At 68.3% G+C, this 15853-nt stretch carries 16 protein-coding genes; 11 read left to right on the forward strand and 5 right to left on the reverse strand.

Translation table 11 applies throughout. The annotated features are described in order from the left end of the window. Nucleotides 1-45: 45 nt before the first annotated feature. The 10 genes from yghX to DTQ71_RS20660 all read left to right on the forward strand — a co-directional run bounded on the left by yghX (nucleotide 46) and on the right by DTQ71_RS20660 (nucleotide 9228). Entirely contained in the window at nucleotides 46-930 is an 885-nt protein-coding gene (gene yghX, locus DTQ71_RS20615) for a YghX family hydrolase (RefSeq protein WP_109566190.1), read from the forward strand. Next, nucleotides 927-1124, forward strand: coding sequence for a hypothetical protein (locus tag DTQ71_RS20620; protein ID WP_109566191.1), 198 nt, complete (start codon nucleotides 927-929; stop codon nucleotides 1122-1124). The genes yghX and DTQ71_RS20620 overlap by 4 nt, the downstream gene beginning before the upstream one ends. A gap of 21 nt (nucleotides 1125-1145) precedes the next feature. Beyond that, a complete protein-coding gene (locus DTQ71_RS20625; RefSeq protein ID WP_109566192.1) occupies nucleotides 1146-1793 on the forward strand; it encodes an RluA family pseudouridine synthase in 648 nt (215 codons plus the stop codon). 138 nt (nucleotides 1794-1931) lie between these two features. After that, the gene (locus DTQ71_RS20630) at nucleotides 1932-2591 is read left to right on the forward strand and encodes a peroxiredoxin (protein WP_109566193.1); all 660 of its coding nucleotides are present in this window, start codon (nucleotides 1932-1934) and stop codon (nucleotides 2589-2591) included. 104 nt (nucleotides 2592-2695) lie between these two features. Continuing rightward, nucleotides 2696-3181 carry a hypothetical protein gene (locus tag DTQ71_RS20635; RefSeq protein ID WP_109566194.1) on the forward strand — a complete coding sequence of 162 codons (486 nt, stop codon included), beginning with the start codon at nucleotides 2696-2698 and terminating at the stop codon, nucleotides 3179-3181. Continuing rightward, complete coding sequence (locus DTQ71_RS20640) at nucleotides 3178-4773, forward strand: AMP-binding protein (protein ID WP_245947675.1); 1596 nt, start codon at nucleotides 3178-3180, stop codon at nucleotides 4771-4773. Before DTQ71_RS20635 ends, DTQ71_RS20640 begins: the two co-directional genes overlap by 4 nt. A 41-nt stretch (nucleotides 4774-4814) precedes the next feature. Further along, the gene (locus DTQ71_RS20645) at nucleotides 4815-6707 is read left to right on the forward strand and encodes an alpha-amylase family protein (protein ID WP_109566195.1); all 1893 of its coding nucleotides are present in this window, start codon (nucleotides 4815-4817) and stop codon (nucleotides 6705-6707) included. A gap of 45 nt (nucleotides 6708-6752) precedes the next feature. After that, a complete protein-coding gene (locus DTQ71_RS20650) occupies nucleotides 6753-7475 on the forward strand; it encodes a GntR family transcriptional regulator (protein WP_245947676.1) in 723 nt (240 codons plus the stop codon). Then, nucleotides 7472-8449 (forward strand): TIM barrel protein, encoded by a 978-nt coding sequence (locus DTQ71_RS20655; RefSeq protein WP_109566196.1) that lies wholly within the window; start codon nucleotides 7472-7474, stop codon nucleotides 8447-8449. Before DTQ71_RS20650 ends, DTQ71_RS20655 begins: the two co-directional genes overlap by 4 nt. Further along, nucleotides 8446-9228 carry a PfkB family carbohydrate kinase gene (locus DTQ71_RS20660; protein ID WP_109566197.1) on the forward strand — a complete coding sequence of 261 codons (783 nt, stop codon included), beginning with the start codon at nucleotides 8446-8448 and terminating at the stop codon, nucleotides 9226-9228. The genes DTQ71_RS20655 and DTQ71_RS20660 overlap by 4 nt, the downstream gene beginning before the upstream one ends. Before the next feature lie 186 nt (nucleotides 9229-9414). Here the strand turns inward: DTQ71_RS20660 and DTQ71_RS20665 are convergent, their stop codons facing one another. From DTQ71_RS20665 to glyA, 5 genes are all read right to left on the reverse strand, one after another. Next, nucleotides 9415-10044 (reverse strand): 3-oxoacid CoA-transferase subunit B, encoded by a 630-nt coding sequence (locus DTQ71_RS20665; protein ID WP_109566198.1) that lies wholly within the window; start codon nucleotides 10042-10044, stop codon nucleotides 9415-9417. Between the two features lie 18 nt (nucleotides 10045-10062). Further along, entirely contained in the window at nucleotides 10063-11094 is a 1032-nt protein-coding gene (locus tag DTQ71_RS20670; protein ID WP_109566199.1) for a PAS domain-containing protein, read from the reverse strand. A gap of 101 nt (nucleotides 11095-11195) precedes the next feature. Further along, nucleotides 11196-11912, reverse strand: a complete 717-nt coding sequence (locus tag DTQ71_RS20675) for a CoA transferase subunit A (RefSeq protein WP_109566200.1) — start codon at nucleotides 11910-11912, stop codon at nucleotides 11196-11198. Between the two features lie 225 nt (nucleotides 11913-12137). Next, on the reverse strand, nucleotides 12138-13223 hold the full coding sequence (locus DTQ71_RS20680) for a class II histone deacetylase (protein ID WP_109566201.1): 1086 nt from the start codon (nucleotides 13221-13223) through the stop codon (nucleotides 12138-12140). A gap of 78 nt (nucleotides 13224-13301) precedes the next feature. Next, the gene (gene glyA / locus DTQ71_RS20685) at nucleotides 13302-14597 is read right to left on the reverse strand and encodes a serine hydroxymethyltransferase (RefSeq protein ID WP_109566202.1); all 1296 of its coding nucleotides are present in this window, start codon (nucleotides 14595-14597) and stop codon (nucleotides 13302-13304) included. Between the two features lie 144 nt (nucleotides 14598-14741). On the opposite strand from glyA, the gene DTQ71_RS20690 reads away from it, so the two are divergent. Beyond that, nucleotides 14742-15512 (forward strand): NAD kinase, encoded by a 771-nt coding sequence (locus DTQ71_RS20690; protein WP_109566203.1) that lies wholly within the window; start codon nucleotides 14742-14744, stop codon nucleotides 15510-15512. Nucleotides 15513-15853 lie beyond the last annotated feature (341 nt).

The following is a 15853-nucleotide window of genomic DNA, read 5'->3' on the forward strand; positions in this document are numbered from 1 at the left end:
TTTCTCGGGTTACCTTAGGTCGGCATCCATCAGGGAGACGATGCCATGACCCGCATGACCGCCAAGGATTTCGACCAGGAACTTCTCGACCTCTACGACTTCTACGCGCACGGCAAGATCTCCAAGCGGGAGTTTCTGGACCGCGCGAGCAAATGGGCCGTGGGCGGCGTGACCGCTCTGGCGTTGCTCAATACGCTCAGCCCGAACTACGCGCTGGCCCAGCAGGTGGCCGAGGACGATCCCGACATTTCGGGCGAGGACATCACCTATGCCAGCCCGAACGGCCATGGCGAAGTGAACGGCTATCTCGTCCGCCCCACCGGCGTCGAGACGCCCGCCGCCGTGCTGGTCGTGCATGAGAACCGGGGCCTGAACCCTTATATCCGCGACGTTGCGCGCCGGGTCGCCAAGGCGGGCTTCATCGCGCTCGCGCCGGACGGGCTGACCTCCATGGGGGGCTATCCCGGCAACGATGACGAGGGCCGCGAGATGCAGCGCCAGGTCGATGGCGAGAAGCTGATGAACGACTTCTTCGCGGGCTACGAATATCTCGCCGCGCTGGAGGGGACGAACGGCAAGGTCGGCGCGACCGGCTTCTGCTATGGTGGCGGCGTGGTGAATGCCATCGCCGTCGCCTATCCGGAGCTCTCGGCGGGCGTGCCCTTCTACGGGCGGCAGGCGGCCGCCGCCGATGTGCCGCGCATCCAGGCGCCGCTTCTGTTCCAATACGCCGCGCTGGACAGCCGCATCAACGCGGGCTGGCCCGAGATGCAGCGCGCGCTGGAGGCGAACGACAAGATCTACAAGGCCAATATCTGGCCCGACGTGAACCACGGCTTCCACAACGACACCACGCCCCGCTACGACGCCGAGACGGCCGAGGCCGCGTGGGAGGACACGATCGCCTGGTTCCGCGTCTATCTGGCATGAGCGGACCCGGCCCGGACCGGCGCGAGGCGCGGATCTACCTGGTCCTCTCGCTCGCTGGGCTCGCCATCCTGGTTGGGGCCGTCCTCGCGGGCGGCTTCACCGATTTCGGCGCCATCGAGGTGGTCGCGGCCGCGGCCCTCTTCTTCGGCGGCACCGCGATCTGGGCCGTCCGGCGCCTCTGGCGGAGGAAGTGAGGGCGCGCTAGGGCGGCGCTCATGTCCGCCGATTACGACCCGCCCACCGGCCCGATCCCGATCCTCTACGAGGACGATCACCTGATCGTCGTCGACAAGCCCCATGGCCTGCTGTCAGTCCCCGGCCGGGGCGAACACCTGGCCGACTGCCTGCTGACGCGGCTGGAGGCGATGCGCCCCGAAGTGCTGCTCTGCCACCGGCTCGACCGGGACACCTCGGGGATCATGGTCTTCGCGCTTACCAAGGAGGCCCAGCGCAAGATGGGCCGCCTTTTCGAGACCAAGCGCGTGCGCAAGCGCTATATCGCCCGCGTCTGGGGCGAGGTGGCCGAAGAGAAAGGCACCGTCGACCTGCCGCTGATCGTCGACTGGCCGAACCGGCCCCTCCAGCATGTGAATTTCGAGCGCGGCAAGCCCTCGGTCACCGATTGGGCGCGGGTCGCGGTCGAGGACGGCACCACCCGGATGCGCCTGATGCCGCGCACCGGGCGCAGCCACCAGCTGCGCGTCCATATGCGGGAACTGGGCCACCCCATTCTGGGCGATCCGTTCTATGCCGAAGGGCCCGCGCGCGACTTCGCGCGCATGATGCTCCATGCCGAGGGGCTGAAATTCGAGCACCCGGTCGAGGGCCGAATGCTGCGGCTCGAGGCGCCCTGTCCCTTTTGACCGGGCGCGGGGGAAACGGGCGTTCGCCGCGGTCGCCTCATCCGAGACTCGTGTCCTGATCGGAGCCGCCCCCGTTTTGTTCCGGCCCGCGAGGCACTACGTGTCGCGCGAACGCAACCCCCGAGGAGGCACTCACTCATGGCCCTGCGCATCAACCAAGTCGTCCCCGATTTCGAGGCGGAGACCAGCGAAGGCCCGATCAAGTTCCACGATTGGATCGGCGACAGCTGGGCGATTCTGTTCAGCCATCCGAAGGATTTCACCCCCGTCTGCACCACCGAGTTCGGTGCCGTGGCCCAACTGGCCGACGAATGGGAGAAGCGCGGCACCAAGGTGATCGGCATCTCCGTCGACGACGCCGAGAGCCACCGAAAATGGAAGGCCGACATCCAGGCCTTCGGCAAGGCCGAGCCGACCTTCCCGATCATCGCCGACGAGAACCTGGAGATCTCGAAGGCCTATGACATGCTGCCCGCCGATGCCTACCTACCCGACGGGCGCACGCCCAACGACACGGCGACGGTGCGTTCGGTGTTCATCATCGGCCCGGACAAGCAGCTGAAGCTGTCGATGACCTATCCGATGAATGTTGGCCGCAACTTCGCCGAGGTGCTGCGCGCGCTGGACGCGCTGCAAATGGCCGCCAAGCACGGCGTGGCCGCCCCCGCCAACTGGGAGCAGGGGCGCGACGTGGTGATCCCGGCGACTGTCTCGGACGAAGACGCCAAGGCCAAGTTCGGGGAGTTCACCACGCATTTCCCCTACCTGCGGACGACGGCCGACCCCTCGACCCGCTGACCATGACGGGCGGGGCCGCACGCGGTCCCGCCCGCCCGCCTTTGGGCTGGGGTTTTGAACGCGAGCGGATTACCTTGCCGCTGTCTGGTCCTAAGAGGTCACTCATGCGCCCACTCGCCGCGATTTTGCTGGTGCCGCTTGTCCTTGGCGCCTGCGCCAAGCTGCCGTTCGGCGCGGAGGAGGAGGCGTCGACCCCGCCGCCCCAAGCCGCAAGCGCCCCCGAGCGCACCCCCGCGCCCGTCGCGCGGCCCGACGTGGCTACGGCCGCGCCCGAAGCATTCGATACCGTCTCGGAGGCCGAGAAGGAGGCCGCTCGCGTAGCGGCCCAATCCGCGCCCACCGGCGGTGAGTTGGGCCGTGTGACCGTCTCGCTGGGCGATCCGGCGGATCCGGGGCTCTGGGTCAAATCGGCGCTCGTCACCTCGGAGCAGCCGGGCACCGTGCGAACGGAGACGGGCGAGGCCATCGCCGTCACCCTGCGCCCGATAGGCGACGGGGCGGGCGGTCCGCAGATCTCGCTTCCCGCGCTCCGCGCCCTGGGACTGCCGATCACGGGGTTGCACCCGGTGATCCTATCCACCTCCTCATGAGCGGGCTTGCCGATCGGCGGCGCCTGCTGCCGCATCTCGCGCCATGGGACGAGATGCGCGCCGGCTTCGCCTGGGACATCCCGGAGCGGTTCAACATCGCCACCGCCTGCTGCGACGACTGGGCCGGCATCGAGCCCGGCCGCACCGCCATCATCGACCTGGCCGGAGGGGAACGCCGCGTCTGGACCTTCGCGGACCTCAAGGCCGCGTCCGATGCCCTGGCCGGGGCGCTCTCGCGTCGGGGCGTGGGGCGGGGCGACCGGGTCGCGATCCTGCTGGCGCAGCGGGCCGAAGTGATGGTCGCCCATCTGGCGACGATGAAGCTGGGCGCGGTTTCCTTGCCGCTTTTCGCACTGTTCGGCCCGGAGGCGCTGGAATACCGCCTGCGCGACTCAGGCGCCCGCGCGGTTGTCTCCGACGCCGCCGGGCTGGAGAAGGTCGGCACGTTGGACTTGCCGGATCTGGCGCTGCGGATCGACGCGGATGCTTGGGCCGATCTGCTCTCCGAGGCGCCCGCCGCTCCGGTCGAGACCGCCGCCGAAGACCCGGCGATGATGATCTACACCTCCGGCACCACCGGCCCGCCCAAGGGTGTGCTGCATGCGCACCGCTTTCTGTTGGGTCATATGCCCTGCGTGGAGACGTCGTTGGAGGGTTTCCCGCAGGACGGCGACGTGGCCTGGACACCGGCCGATTGGGCCTGGATCGGCGGGCTGATGGATCTGGCCTTTCCGGCGCTCTGGTTCGGCGTCCCGCTGGTCGCCAAGCGCTTCGCCAAGTTCGATGCCGATACCGCCTGGGCGCTCATGCGCGACGAGCGGGTCACCTGCGCCTTCCTGCCGCCCACCGCGCTCAAGATGCTGCGCCGGACCGATCCGCCTGAGGGGCTGAGCCTGCGCGCCGTCATGTCGGGCGGCGAGGCGCTGGGCGCGGGTCTGCTGGCCTGGGGGCGCGATGCGTTGGGCGTAGCGATCAACGAGATCTACGGCCAGACCGAGTGCAACCTCGTCATGGCCTCCTGCGCCGGCACGCAAGACGTGGTGCCGGGCAGCCTGGGCCGCGCCGTGCCGGGGGTGGAGGTGACGCTACGCGACGCCGACGGGCGCGAGGTGGCGGAGGGGGAGATCTGCGTGCGCGGCTCGCCCGCGACCTTCCTGGGCTATTGGGGCAAGCCGGAAAAGACCGCCGAGAAATGGCACGGGCCTCCGCCGGAGACCTGGCGCGACGGCTGGCTGCGCACCGGCGATCTGGGACGGCGCGAAGGGGAGGTTATCAGCTACGTGTCGCGCGACGATGACGTGATCTCCTCGGCGGGCTACCGGATCGGCCCTACCGAGATCGAGACCTGCCTGACCGCGCATCCGCAGGTCGTGATGTGCGCCGTGGTCGGCTTGCCGGACGAGACCCGCGGCGAGGCGGTCACGGCCTTCGTCGTGGCCGAGGGCGCGACCGAGGGGCTGGAGGACGACCTCATCGCCTGGGTCCGCGCCCGGCTCTCGCCGCATATGGCCCCGCGCGCGGTCCGCTTTGTCCCAGCGCTGCCGATGACGGCGACGGGTAAGGTGCAGCGCCGCGCCCTGCGCGAGGCCTGACCCCCTCGCCACCTGTCCGCAAGCAACCTATGACCAGAGTCATGTCCAAGACCGCCTCTCCCGATCTCAATGCCACGCTCTACGACATGCGCTACGCGCGTAGCCGTGACGACCTGTGGTCGATGCTCAACGAACTCTACGGCGACCACCCTGGCTACGGCGCCTTCACCAAGGATCTGGACGCGGCCCTGCGCCGCGCCTGGCGCGCCCGCCCGGCGGATCTGAAGCTGCTCGACCTCAAGCGCGACCTGGAGCCCGACTGGTTCCAGCGCCCCGACATGGCGGGCTATGTCTTCTACACGGACCGCTTCTGCGGGACGCTCAAGGCGCTGCCCGACCGGCTGGATTATCTCAGCGATCTGGGCGTCAGCTATATCCACCTCATGCCGCTGCTGAAGCCGCGTCCCGCCCCCAACGATGGCGGCTATTCGGTGATGGATTACGGTCGCGTCGATCCCCGCCTGGGAAGCATGGCCGACCTGGAGGCCGCGACCGCCGCCTGCCGCGCCCGCGGCATCAGCGTCTGCGTCGACATGGTGCTGAACCACACCGCCCGCGAGCATGCCTGGGCCAAGAAGGCCCGCGCCGGCGATCCCACCTATGCCGATTACTACCTCATGTTTGAGGACGACACGCTGCCCCGCGCCTATGAGGAGACCCTCGTGGAGGTCTTCCCCGACGACGCGCCGGGCAGTTTCACCTGGGACGAGGAAAGCGCGCGCTGGGTCTGGACCACCTTCAACAGCCATCAATGGGATCTGAACTGGGCGAATCCCCGCGTCTTCCTGGAGATGACCAAGATCATGCTGGCGCTGGCCAATCGCGGCGTGGACATCCTGCGCTTCGACGCGGTCGCCTTCATGTGGAAACGGATGGGCACCCGCTGCCAGTCCGAGCCGGAATGCCACATGATCCTGCAAGCGCTGCGCGCCGCCTGCCGCATCGTGGCCCCGGGGGTCATCCATCTGGAAGAGGCGATCGTCAGCCCCGCCGAGATGCTGCCCTATCTCGGCCGTGGCCGTCATGACGGGAAGGAGGGCAACCTCGCCTACCACAACTCGCTGATGGTCCAGGTCTGGTCGGCCCTCGCGTCCCGCGACACCGAGCTGATGACCCATGTGATGGCGTCGCATTTCCCGCCCGTTCTGACCAACGCGACCTATGCGACCTATCTGCGCTGCCATGACGATATCGGCTGGGCCGTCACCGACGAGGACGCGGCGGCTGTGGGGCTGAGCGGCCCCGCCCACCGGGCCTTCCTGTCGGATTTCTACGAGGGCGTCTTCCCGGGCAGCTTCTCCAGGGGCGCTCTGTTCCAGCACAACCCGGACACGGGCGACAAGCGGATCAGCGGGACGCTCGCCTCGCTGGCCGGGGTGGAGCGGGCGCTTGAGACGAACGACGCCGAGGCGCTGGACCGCGCCGTGGACCGCATCCTGATGGGGCATGCGCTGATCGCCAGCACCGGGGGCATCCCGCTGATATATATGGGCGACGAGATCGCGCTGCTGAACGATTATGGCTATCTCGACGTGCCGGAACACGCGCATGACAGCCGCTGGCTGCACCGGCCGCGCATGGACTGGGATCGGGCGGCACAGGCCACGGAGGACCCCCGAAGCCTGCCGGGCCGCGTCTGGCACGGGCTGCGCCATATCCTGGCGCGCCGCGCCGCCACGCCGGAGCTTCACGGCGCCCACCCGACCGAAGTGCTGCGCACCGGCAACCGCGCTCTCTTCGCCGTGGCGCGCCGGGCCCCCTGGGGCAGCGTGATCTGCCTCTACAACTTCACCGAGCATTGGACGGCGGTGCCCCGCGCCTGGGCGGCGGGGCAGGGCATGGTCGAGGGGCGGGAGATCCTGTCGGACGCCCTGCTGGACCCCGCCGAGGCGGAGATCGTCCTGCCGCCCCATGCCCGCGCCTGGCTGCGGTGATTTCAGACGATTGCCCGGCGGGCGCGACGGGACTAACATGCTAGCATGTCCATGTCTCCTCCCGACGCGGCGCCGAGCGTCGGCGGCCTCTCTTCCGAGGAAGGGACGCTGGCGCGGCGCACCTATCTGACGCTACGTGCCGCCATCGTCGAGCTGCGCGTGGCGCCCGGCGCCGCGCTCCGCAAGGAGGCGATCTGCAAGGAGCTCGGCGTCTCGCGGTCTCCCGTCAGCGAGGCGATGGCCAAGCTCGCCGCCGAGGGGCTGGTCCAGATCGTGCCGCAGGCGGGCAGCTTCGTGGCCCCACTGTCCCTGACCGAGATCCGCGAGGGCGCTTTCCTGCGCGAGGCGATCGAACTGGCCGCCATCGAGCATCTCGCCCCCCGGATCACCGAAGACCAACTGCGCGCGCTGCGCCGCTCCGTCGCGATGCAGACCGCGCTCGTCGAGGCGGGGGATGCGGTGGGCTTTTATGCGCTGGACGCCGAGATGCACGGGATGCTGCTGGACTTCACCGGCTTCAGCCGCCTGTCGCGCGTGGCCGATAGCGCCTGGGTGCATGTCGACCGGGCGCGGCGTTTGATCTTGCCCCAGGGCCGGCGCGTGGCCGACACGCTAGAGGAGCATCGCGCCGTCCTGGCCGCCCTGGAGGCCCGCGACCCGCAGGCGGCGCGGGAGACGCTGCGACACCATCTGCGCCAGTTGATGCACCACCTGACCGAGCTGGCGGCCGACCGCTCCGACCTGTTCCAACCCGAGGAGACGCCATGACCCGCGCCAACCGCCCCCGCTACGCGGCCCGGCTCAACGCCTTCAAGCCGCGGGCCAAGGATCTGGGCGGCGGCATCGCCGGTATGATCGCTGCCGCGGGCGAGGTCGGCGGGCTCGACGCCGCCGACCTGAACTATCCCGACCATTTCGAGGGGCAGAGCCCTGGCGACCTGTCGGACATGCTGGCACGGGCGGGGATGGCGCTGAACGGGCTGGCGATGCGCTACTACACCGAGCCGGGTTTCAAGATCGGCGCCTTCACCAATCCCGACCCGACCGTGCGGCAGTCGGCCATCGACCTGACCAAGCGCGGCATGGATGCCTGTCGCGCGATGGGGGGCAGCGTGATGACGCTCTGGATGGGGCAGGACGGGTTCGACTATGCGTTTCAGGGCGATTACGGCGCGATGTGGGACGACACCATCGCCGCGCTTCAGGCGGTGGCCGACCACGATCCCGGCATGGATGTCGCCGTCGAATACAAACCCAACGAGCCTCGCGCCTATGCGCTGATGCCCGATGTCGGCACCACGATCCTGGGCGTGCGGGAGGCGGACCGGCCCAATCTGGGCGTGACGCTGGACTTCGCCCATGTCCTTTATGCCGACGAGATGCCCGCCCATGCGGCCCATCTGATCGATCGATGGTCGCGGCTGCTGGGGGTGCATCTCAACGACGGCTACGGCAAGCGCGATGACGGGCTGATGGTCGGCACCGTGCATCCCGTCGCCACGGTTGAGCTCTTCGTCGAGTTGGAGCGGATCGGCTATGATGGCGTAATCTATTTCGACACCTTCCCCGACCATGGCGGTCTGAGCCCCGTGGAAGAGGCACGCACGAATCTCGCATTGGTGGAGCGGTTGCGCGCGCTGGCCGGTGAGATCGGCGACCTGCCGGAGTTGCGCGCCGCCATCGCCCGGCAGGACGCCGCTTCGTCGCAGCGAATCGTGGCGCGGGCGCTCTACGGCGCATGATCCTCGTTCTCGGATCGTTGCATTGGGACGTGGTGGTGCGGGCCCCGCGCCTGCCCGCCCTGGACGAGACGCTGCCGGGGCAGGGGGTGGATTACCGCTTCGGCGGGAAGGGCGGCAATCAGGCGCGCGCGGCGGCGCGGGCCGGGGCCCGCGTGGCCTTCGCGGGTGCTGTCGGACGCGACGATCCCGGTGCGCGGATGCGGGCCACGCTTGCCGCGGAGGGGGTGGACACGTCGCGGCTGCGCCAAGTGGACGCGCCCTCCGGCATGTCCGTCGCCATCGAGACGGAGACCGGCGACTATGGCGCGGTGGTCGTCACCGGCGCGAACGCCCTGGCCATGCCCTCCGATCCGACCGGGGTCACGACCGCCCTGATCCAGAACGAAGTGCCGGAGGCGGCGAACCTCGCCCTGGCCCGCGCCTTGCCGGCCGACGCGCGGTTGATCCTGAATGCCGCCCCCGCGCGCCCCGTCCCGCCGGACCTGCTGGCCCGTCTCGATCTGCTGATCGTCAACCGGGTGGAGGCCGGGCAGATGGGCGCTGCGGCCTTCGGCAACTGGGTCACGGTTGTGACGCGGGGGGCGGAAGGCCTGGACTTGCATCGCGACGGCACCGTGCACCGGATGGCGGCGCCGCGGGTCGACGTGGTCTCGACCCATGGGGCGGGCGATGTGTTCTGCGGGACGCTCGCCGCGGGGCTGGATCTCGGATGCGCGCTGGAGACGGCCCTGGAGCAAGCCCAGGCCGAAGCGGCGCGCCACGTCTCGACGGCGCGCTGATCTGGGTGGCGTCCGACCACGCGGGATGGCCCGCGCGCCTCCGGCTTGGCGAATGTCCAGAGCGCGATGGCCCGCAGGCAGCATCGGAGATCAGTTTGAACCGGCCGAGGCGGGAGGAGGTGATCCCCGCCTCGTGCCCGTCGATGCGGACGCCTCGGCGCCCGCCGCTCTTGCGGACGATCCCGCTTAGTCGACGATCGTCGCCTCGGTCAGATCGCGCAATTCCTGCTCGGTGACGCCATCGGCCAGTTCCACGATCTTGAGCCCGCCCTCGACCACGTCGAGCACGCCCAGATTGGTGATGATCCGGTCGACCACCCCCGCGCCGGTCAGCGGCAGGGTGCATTCCTTGAGCACCTTGGACTGGCCGTGCTTGTTGGCGTGGTCCATGACGACGACCACGCGGCCGACGCCCGCGACCAGATCCATCGCGCCGCCCATGCCTTTGACCAGCTTGCCGGGGATCATCCAGTTCGCCAGGTCGCCGTTCTCGGCCACCTCCATCGCGCCCAGAATGGCCATCGCGATCTTGCCGCCGCGGATCATGCCGAAGCTCTGGGCCGAGTCGAAATAGGCTGTCTTCGGCAGCTCCGTGATGGTCTGCTTGCCCGCGTTGATGAGGTCCGGGTCTTCCTGGCCCTCGATCGGGAAGGGGCCCATGCCCAGCATCCCGTTCTCGGATTGCAGCGTCACCTCGACGCCCTCGGGGATGTGGTTCGACACCAGGGTCGGGATGCCGATCCCGAGATTGACGTACCAGCCGTCCTGGAGTTCCTGCGCGGCGCGCGCGGCCATCTGATTGCGGTCCCAGGGCATGGGGGCCTCCTTGGGGTTTCAGGTCTCGGTGATGCCGAAGGGCACGTCGATCATGACCACCGTGCCGGCGGCGCCGCGAACGGGCGTGATCGTGGCCTCCAACCCGTCGGTCAGCAAGCCGATCAGGCGGCCGCCGGCGGTGTCGGGGTTGGGGAAGGGGACATTGCGCGGCAGACCCACGCCGTCATCGGTGACGGTGATGCGCAGGCCGCCCGCGGCCAGCTTGCTCATCCGAAGCTCGACGAAGCCCTCCTCCATTCGCTCGAAGGCGTGGGAGAAGGCGTTGGACAGGACCTCGGAGACCAGGATCGACACACGCACGGCGGCGTCCACGTTCACGACCACCGGTTCGATCTGCTGCACGTAGCGGATCCCGGAGCGCCCTTCTTCATGGGCGACGCCTGTCGCGACCCGGCTGATGAGCGAGCCCAGGTCGATGCCACGATCGGTCCGCGCCTGGTTGTCCGACAGCATCATCGATTCGTAGACCAGTTGCAGGCACTCAAGGCGCCGGGTAATCGCCTCTTGATCGATCTGCGTCTCCACGTCGTGGTCGCCAAGGCTATCGATCACAAGACCGAGATCCTCCTGCACACGGGCGCGGACGTTGAGCACGAGCGTGTCTGCGGCGTCCTCTTCGCGCTCGCTGTCGTAGATCTCTTTCTGGATACCCAGGAAATAGATAACCTGACCGTCGGCGTCTGAGATGGGCGCGATGATGAGACGGTTGAGGAAAGGCGTGCCGTCGGCGCGGTAGTTGATGATATCGACCGTTACGTCCCGATCGGCCTCCACGGCATTGCGGAGGCGGTCGACGTCGCGTTTGTCGGTCTCCTCCCCTTGGAGAAAACGGCAGTTGCGGCCGATCACCGCGGAGCGCGCATAGCCCGTGGTCCGCTCGAAGGCAGAGTTCACGTAAACGATCGGATTGTCCTCGGCCCGCGGATCGGTGAGAATCATGGACACGCGCACACGGCTGAAGCCGGCCAGGGCGTCCTGGTCGTCGATCACGGAGGCCAGCTTGCGGCGCGTGCTCACGGTCGTCCTCATCGTCTGTTCAAGAGCCACTCCACCGGACGTCCCCGGTGGGTCTGACACCGGGGCGCTGGCCTCTTGACGCTCCGACGGGTCTGGCGTCGGGGCCTTTCTGATCATGCGGCGGGCCTTGTCGTCCGCTGCTCGATACGCTTCTCGTGCTCGCCCTGTATCAGGCGATGCACGTAGATGCCCGGGAGATGAATATGATCGGGATCGAGGCTCCCCGTCTCCACGATCTCTTCCACCTCCACGACGCAGACTTTACCACACATCGCGGCGGGCGGGTTGAAGTTTCGCGCGGTCTTTCGAAAAACGAGATTGCCCGTCGGGTCCGCCTTCCAGGCCTTGACGATGGCGAGATCGGCGAAGATCCCACGCTCCATGATATAGGTTTCCATCGCGCCGTCCGGGCCGGTCGGGAAGTCCTTGTGCTCCTTGCCTTCCGCGATCACGGTGCCGACGCCGGTCTTGGTGTAGAAGCCGGGGATGCCGCAGCCGCCCGCGCGCATCCGCTCGGCCAGGGTGCCCTGCGGGTTGAACTCCAGCTCCAGCTCGCCTCCGAGATACTGGCGCATGAACTCCTTGTTCTCGCCGACATAGCTGGAGATCATCTTCTTGACCTGCCGCGTCTGCAGCAGGATGCCGATGCCGAAATCGTCCACGCCCGCGTTGTTCGATGCGAAGGTCAGGTCCTTGGTGCCCGCTTCCTTGATCGCTTCGAGCAACAGTTCGGGGATGCCGCACAGGCCGAATCCCCCGGCCGCGATGAACATCCCGTCGAACAGGATCCCATCCAGCGCCTCCGCCGCCGAGCCGTAGACCTTCTTCATCGTCGCCCCCCCCCCTCGGGATACCGTCGTCCGCCGCGATTTTAGACGAGGCGCCGGATGCTTTCAATCGCGGCCCGCGCTCCAGGCGGGGGGCGATGACAGAACGCCGCGGTCTCCGGTCTCCCGGAAAGGGTCTCCCGGAAGAGCACGGTGCGCGACCGTCTCTTCCGGCCCTGCGGCGAGACATTCCAATGACTTGCCATCATGGGGGTGCCCTCAGGAGTGTCACATCGCTGCGGCCATCGCGTCGATCCGGGCCAGGGCGAACGCGTCGAAATCGGCGCCGGGCTGGCGCAGGACGAAGGCCTCGGCGAAGGGGTCCGGCGCGATGGTCCGGCTTCCGGCCATCTCCGCGATGACGGCATGGCCGCAAAACGGGACGTAGACCTCCGAATAGCCGCCCTCATGGGCCATGACCACGCGCCCGCCACAGATATCGGCGGCCAGGTCGAGCACCTGGCGGGTCATTGCGCGGAAGGTCTCGGCCGTCGCCAGGGTCTGGCTCAGCGGGTCCGGGAGGGCCGCGTCCAATCCGCAGGCGACCACGATCAGCTCTGGCCCGAAGGCGTGGAGGCGGGGCAGCACCAGCCGCTCCATTGCCGCCAGATAGGTCACGTGACCCGATCCGGGAGGCAAGGGGACGTTCAGATTCGCCTGCGCGTCGGTCTCGAAGGCGCCGGTGTCGAGCGGGTAGTTCCGCTCCTGATGGATCGAGATCGTGAGCGTGTCGGGATCGGCGGCATAGATTGCCTCAGTGCCGTTGCCGTGATGCACGTCCCAGTCCAGCACGGCGACCCGATGACAGAGCCCTCGCGCCCGCGCCCGCTCGATGGCAAGCGCGATATTTGCCATCAGACAGAAGCCGTTCGGCCAGTCCGGCAGGCAGTGATGTCCGGGCGGCCGACTAAGCGCGTAGGCGTTTCCCATCTCGCCGCGCAGCACCGCTTCGACCGCGTCGCCGACCAGCCCGGCCGACAGCGCGGCGATTTCGTAGCCGCCGGGCCCAAAAGGCGTGCGCAGGCCCAACTCGCCCCCGCCCGCGTCGGAGGCGGACTTGAACGCGTCGAGATAGGCGGCGGGGTGGACGCGCAGCAGATCCTCTCGGGTCATCTCGGCCCCGCCCCGGACCTTCAATTCGCCGATCAGCCCCGTCACCCGCATCAGGTTGACGAGGCGCCGCTTGGTCTCCGGATCCTCGGGCAGCCCGCCGCCGCCCGCGATCGGCTGCACCAGCCCGCCCACCGGCACCATCTGCGCGTAATTGCCGCCCGCGTGCCAAAAGCACCGCTCATCCCAAAAAAAGCCCGTCATGCCCCGAACAGGCGCGACGGGCCGAAGAATTTCAACGAAATTCTTTCAAAGACTTTTCCTGGAAAAGTCTTCGTCCTCTCAAAGCTCCGGGTAGATCGGGAACCGGTCGCAGAGCGCCTGGACCTTCTCGCGCACCCGCGCCTCGACCTCGGCATTGCCCTCGGCCCCGTTCGCGGCCAGCCCGTCAAGCACTTCGACGATCAGGTCGCCCACCTCCCGGAACTCCGGCTCGCCGAAGCCGCGCGTGGTGCCGGCGGGCGTGCCCAGCCGGATCCCCGACGTGACCGTCGGCTTCTCGTCGTCGAAGGGGATGCCGTTCTTGTTGCAGGTGATGTGGGCGCGGCCGAGCGCCGCCTCGGATTCGTTGCCCTTCACGCCTTTGGGGCGCAGGTCGACCAGCATCAGATGGGTGTCGGTCCCGCCCGTGACGATGTCGAGCCCGCCTTTCATCAGCTGATCCGCCAGCGCCTTCGCGTTTTCGATCACCTGCGCCTGGTAGTCCTTGAAACCGGGCCGCAGCGCCTCGCCGAAGGCCACCGCCTTGGCGGCGATCACATGCATTAGCGGGCCGCCCTGGATGCCCGGGAAGATGGCGGAGTTCACCTTCTTCGCGATCTCGGCATCGTCGGTCAGGATCATCCCGCCCCGGGGGCCGCGCAGCGTCTTGTGCGTTGTGGTCGTGGCGACATGGGCATGGGGGAAGGGCGAGGGGTAGTGGCCCGACGCCACCAGCCCGGCGAAATGCGCCATGTCGACCAGCAGATAGGCGCCGACCGAATCCGCGATCTCCCGCATGCGGGCGAAGTCGATGATCCGCGGGATGGCCGAGCCGCCGGCGATGATCATCTTTGGCTGATGCTCGGTCGCGAGCGCCTGCACTTGGTCATAGTCGAGCAGCAGGTCGTCGCGGCGGACGCCATATTGGACGGCGTTGAACCATTTGCCCGACTGGTTGGGCTTCGCGCCATGGGTCAGGTGCCCGCCGGCGTCGAGGCTCATCCCCAGGATCGTGTCACCGGGCTTGAGCAGCGCAGTAAAGACGCCCTGGTTCGCCTGGCTGCCGGAATGCGGTTGAACGTTTGCGAATTGGCAGCCGAAGAGCTGCTTGGCGCGGTCGCGGGCCAGGTCTTCGGCGATGTCGACATACTGGCAGCCACCATAGTAGCGGCGGCCGGGGTAGCCCTCGGCGTATTTGTTGGTCATCACGCCGCCCTGCGCCTCCATCACGGCGCGGCTGACGATGTTCTCCGAGGCGATCAACTCGATCTCGTCGCGCTGGCGGTCGAGTTCCTTCCGGGTGGCCTCGGCGATCTCGGGATCGGTCTCGGCGAGGGTGGCGGTGAAGAAGTCGGGGTCGCGATGGGGGGCGTTCATGGCGCATCTCCTGTGACGGAATTGGCGCCTCATACGCGCCTCGTGGCCGCTGGGAAAGGGCAAGGGCGTCGCATCTCGGACCGGACACGACCCTTGCGTTTCCGATACGCGCCCCGCAACCCTGCGCGCGAACGGGGAGGGACGATGCCGAACAAAGCCATGAAGATCGCGTTCGTCGCGTCGCCGACGGACGAGGCGCAGGAAGCGCTCGCCCGGTTGACCGCGCGCTACGGCCAGCACGCCCCCGAGGCGGCGGATGTCGTCGTGGCGCTGGGGGGCGATGGATTCATGCTGGAGACGCTCCACGCGACCACGGATCTGCCGATCCCCACCTATGGGATGAATCGCGGCACGGTCGGGTTTCTGATGAACGAGTATAATGAGGAGGATCTGCTCTGGCGGCTTGCGGCGGCCGAGGAGGCGGTGACCAACCCGCTCAAGATGGTGGCGACGCGGGCCGATGGCAGCACGGTCGAGGCGCTGGCGATCAACGAGGTGTCGTTGCTTCGAGCGGGACCGCAAGCGGCCCGGCTGCGCATCACCGTCGATGGGCGCATCCGAATGGAGGAGCTGGTCTGCGACGGCGCGCTGGTGGCCACGCCCGCCGGATCGACGGCCTACAACTATTCCGCCCATGGGCCGATTCTGCCGATCGGCTCGGAAGTGCTGGCGCTGACGGCCATGGCCGCCTTCCGGCCCCGGCGCTGGCGCGGGGCGCTGCTGCCTCGGACGGCGAAGGTGCGCTTTGACGTGCTTGAACCCGCAAAGCGGCCGATGATGGCGGAGGCGGACGGCACCTCGGTGCGCGACGTCACGCGCGTGGAGGTCGCGAGCGAGGAGAGCGTTCGGCATCGCTTGCTCTTCGATCCGGGGCACGGGTTGGAGGAACGGCTGCTGCGGGAGCAGTTCACCTAGAGAGGCGCTGCGGGCTGGTGGCTCGGGTGGGGGCTTGCTGTGGGCGGCGGTGTAGGTGGCCCGGGCGGGATTTGAGTATTTTTAGCCAGAAGAAGGAGGGGCCGGGCGCGGTGCCGCTGCGGGGGCGCGGGCGGGTTTCGTTGCAGGATCGGGGGGCGCGGTCGCGGGGGCGTGAGGGTCCGTCGCGACGCCGTGAGGGGCGTGCGGAAGAGCGGGCAATCTGTGCGCAAGCGCGCGTAGATATGAAGTATTTCACGGTTTCGTTCGTTGATCGTGAGGGCTCAGAGGCGCATATCCCCCTCATCGGCACCGGGCAGACGCCCACCGCCAAGGACACACGG

The organism is Jannaschia seohaensis, from assembly GCF_900116765.1.
GTDB classification, from domain to species: domain Bacteria; phylum Pseudomonadota; class Alphaproteobacteria; order Rhodobacterales; family Rhodobacteraceae; genus Jannaschia; species Jannaschia seohaensis.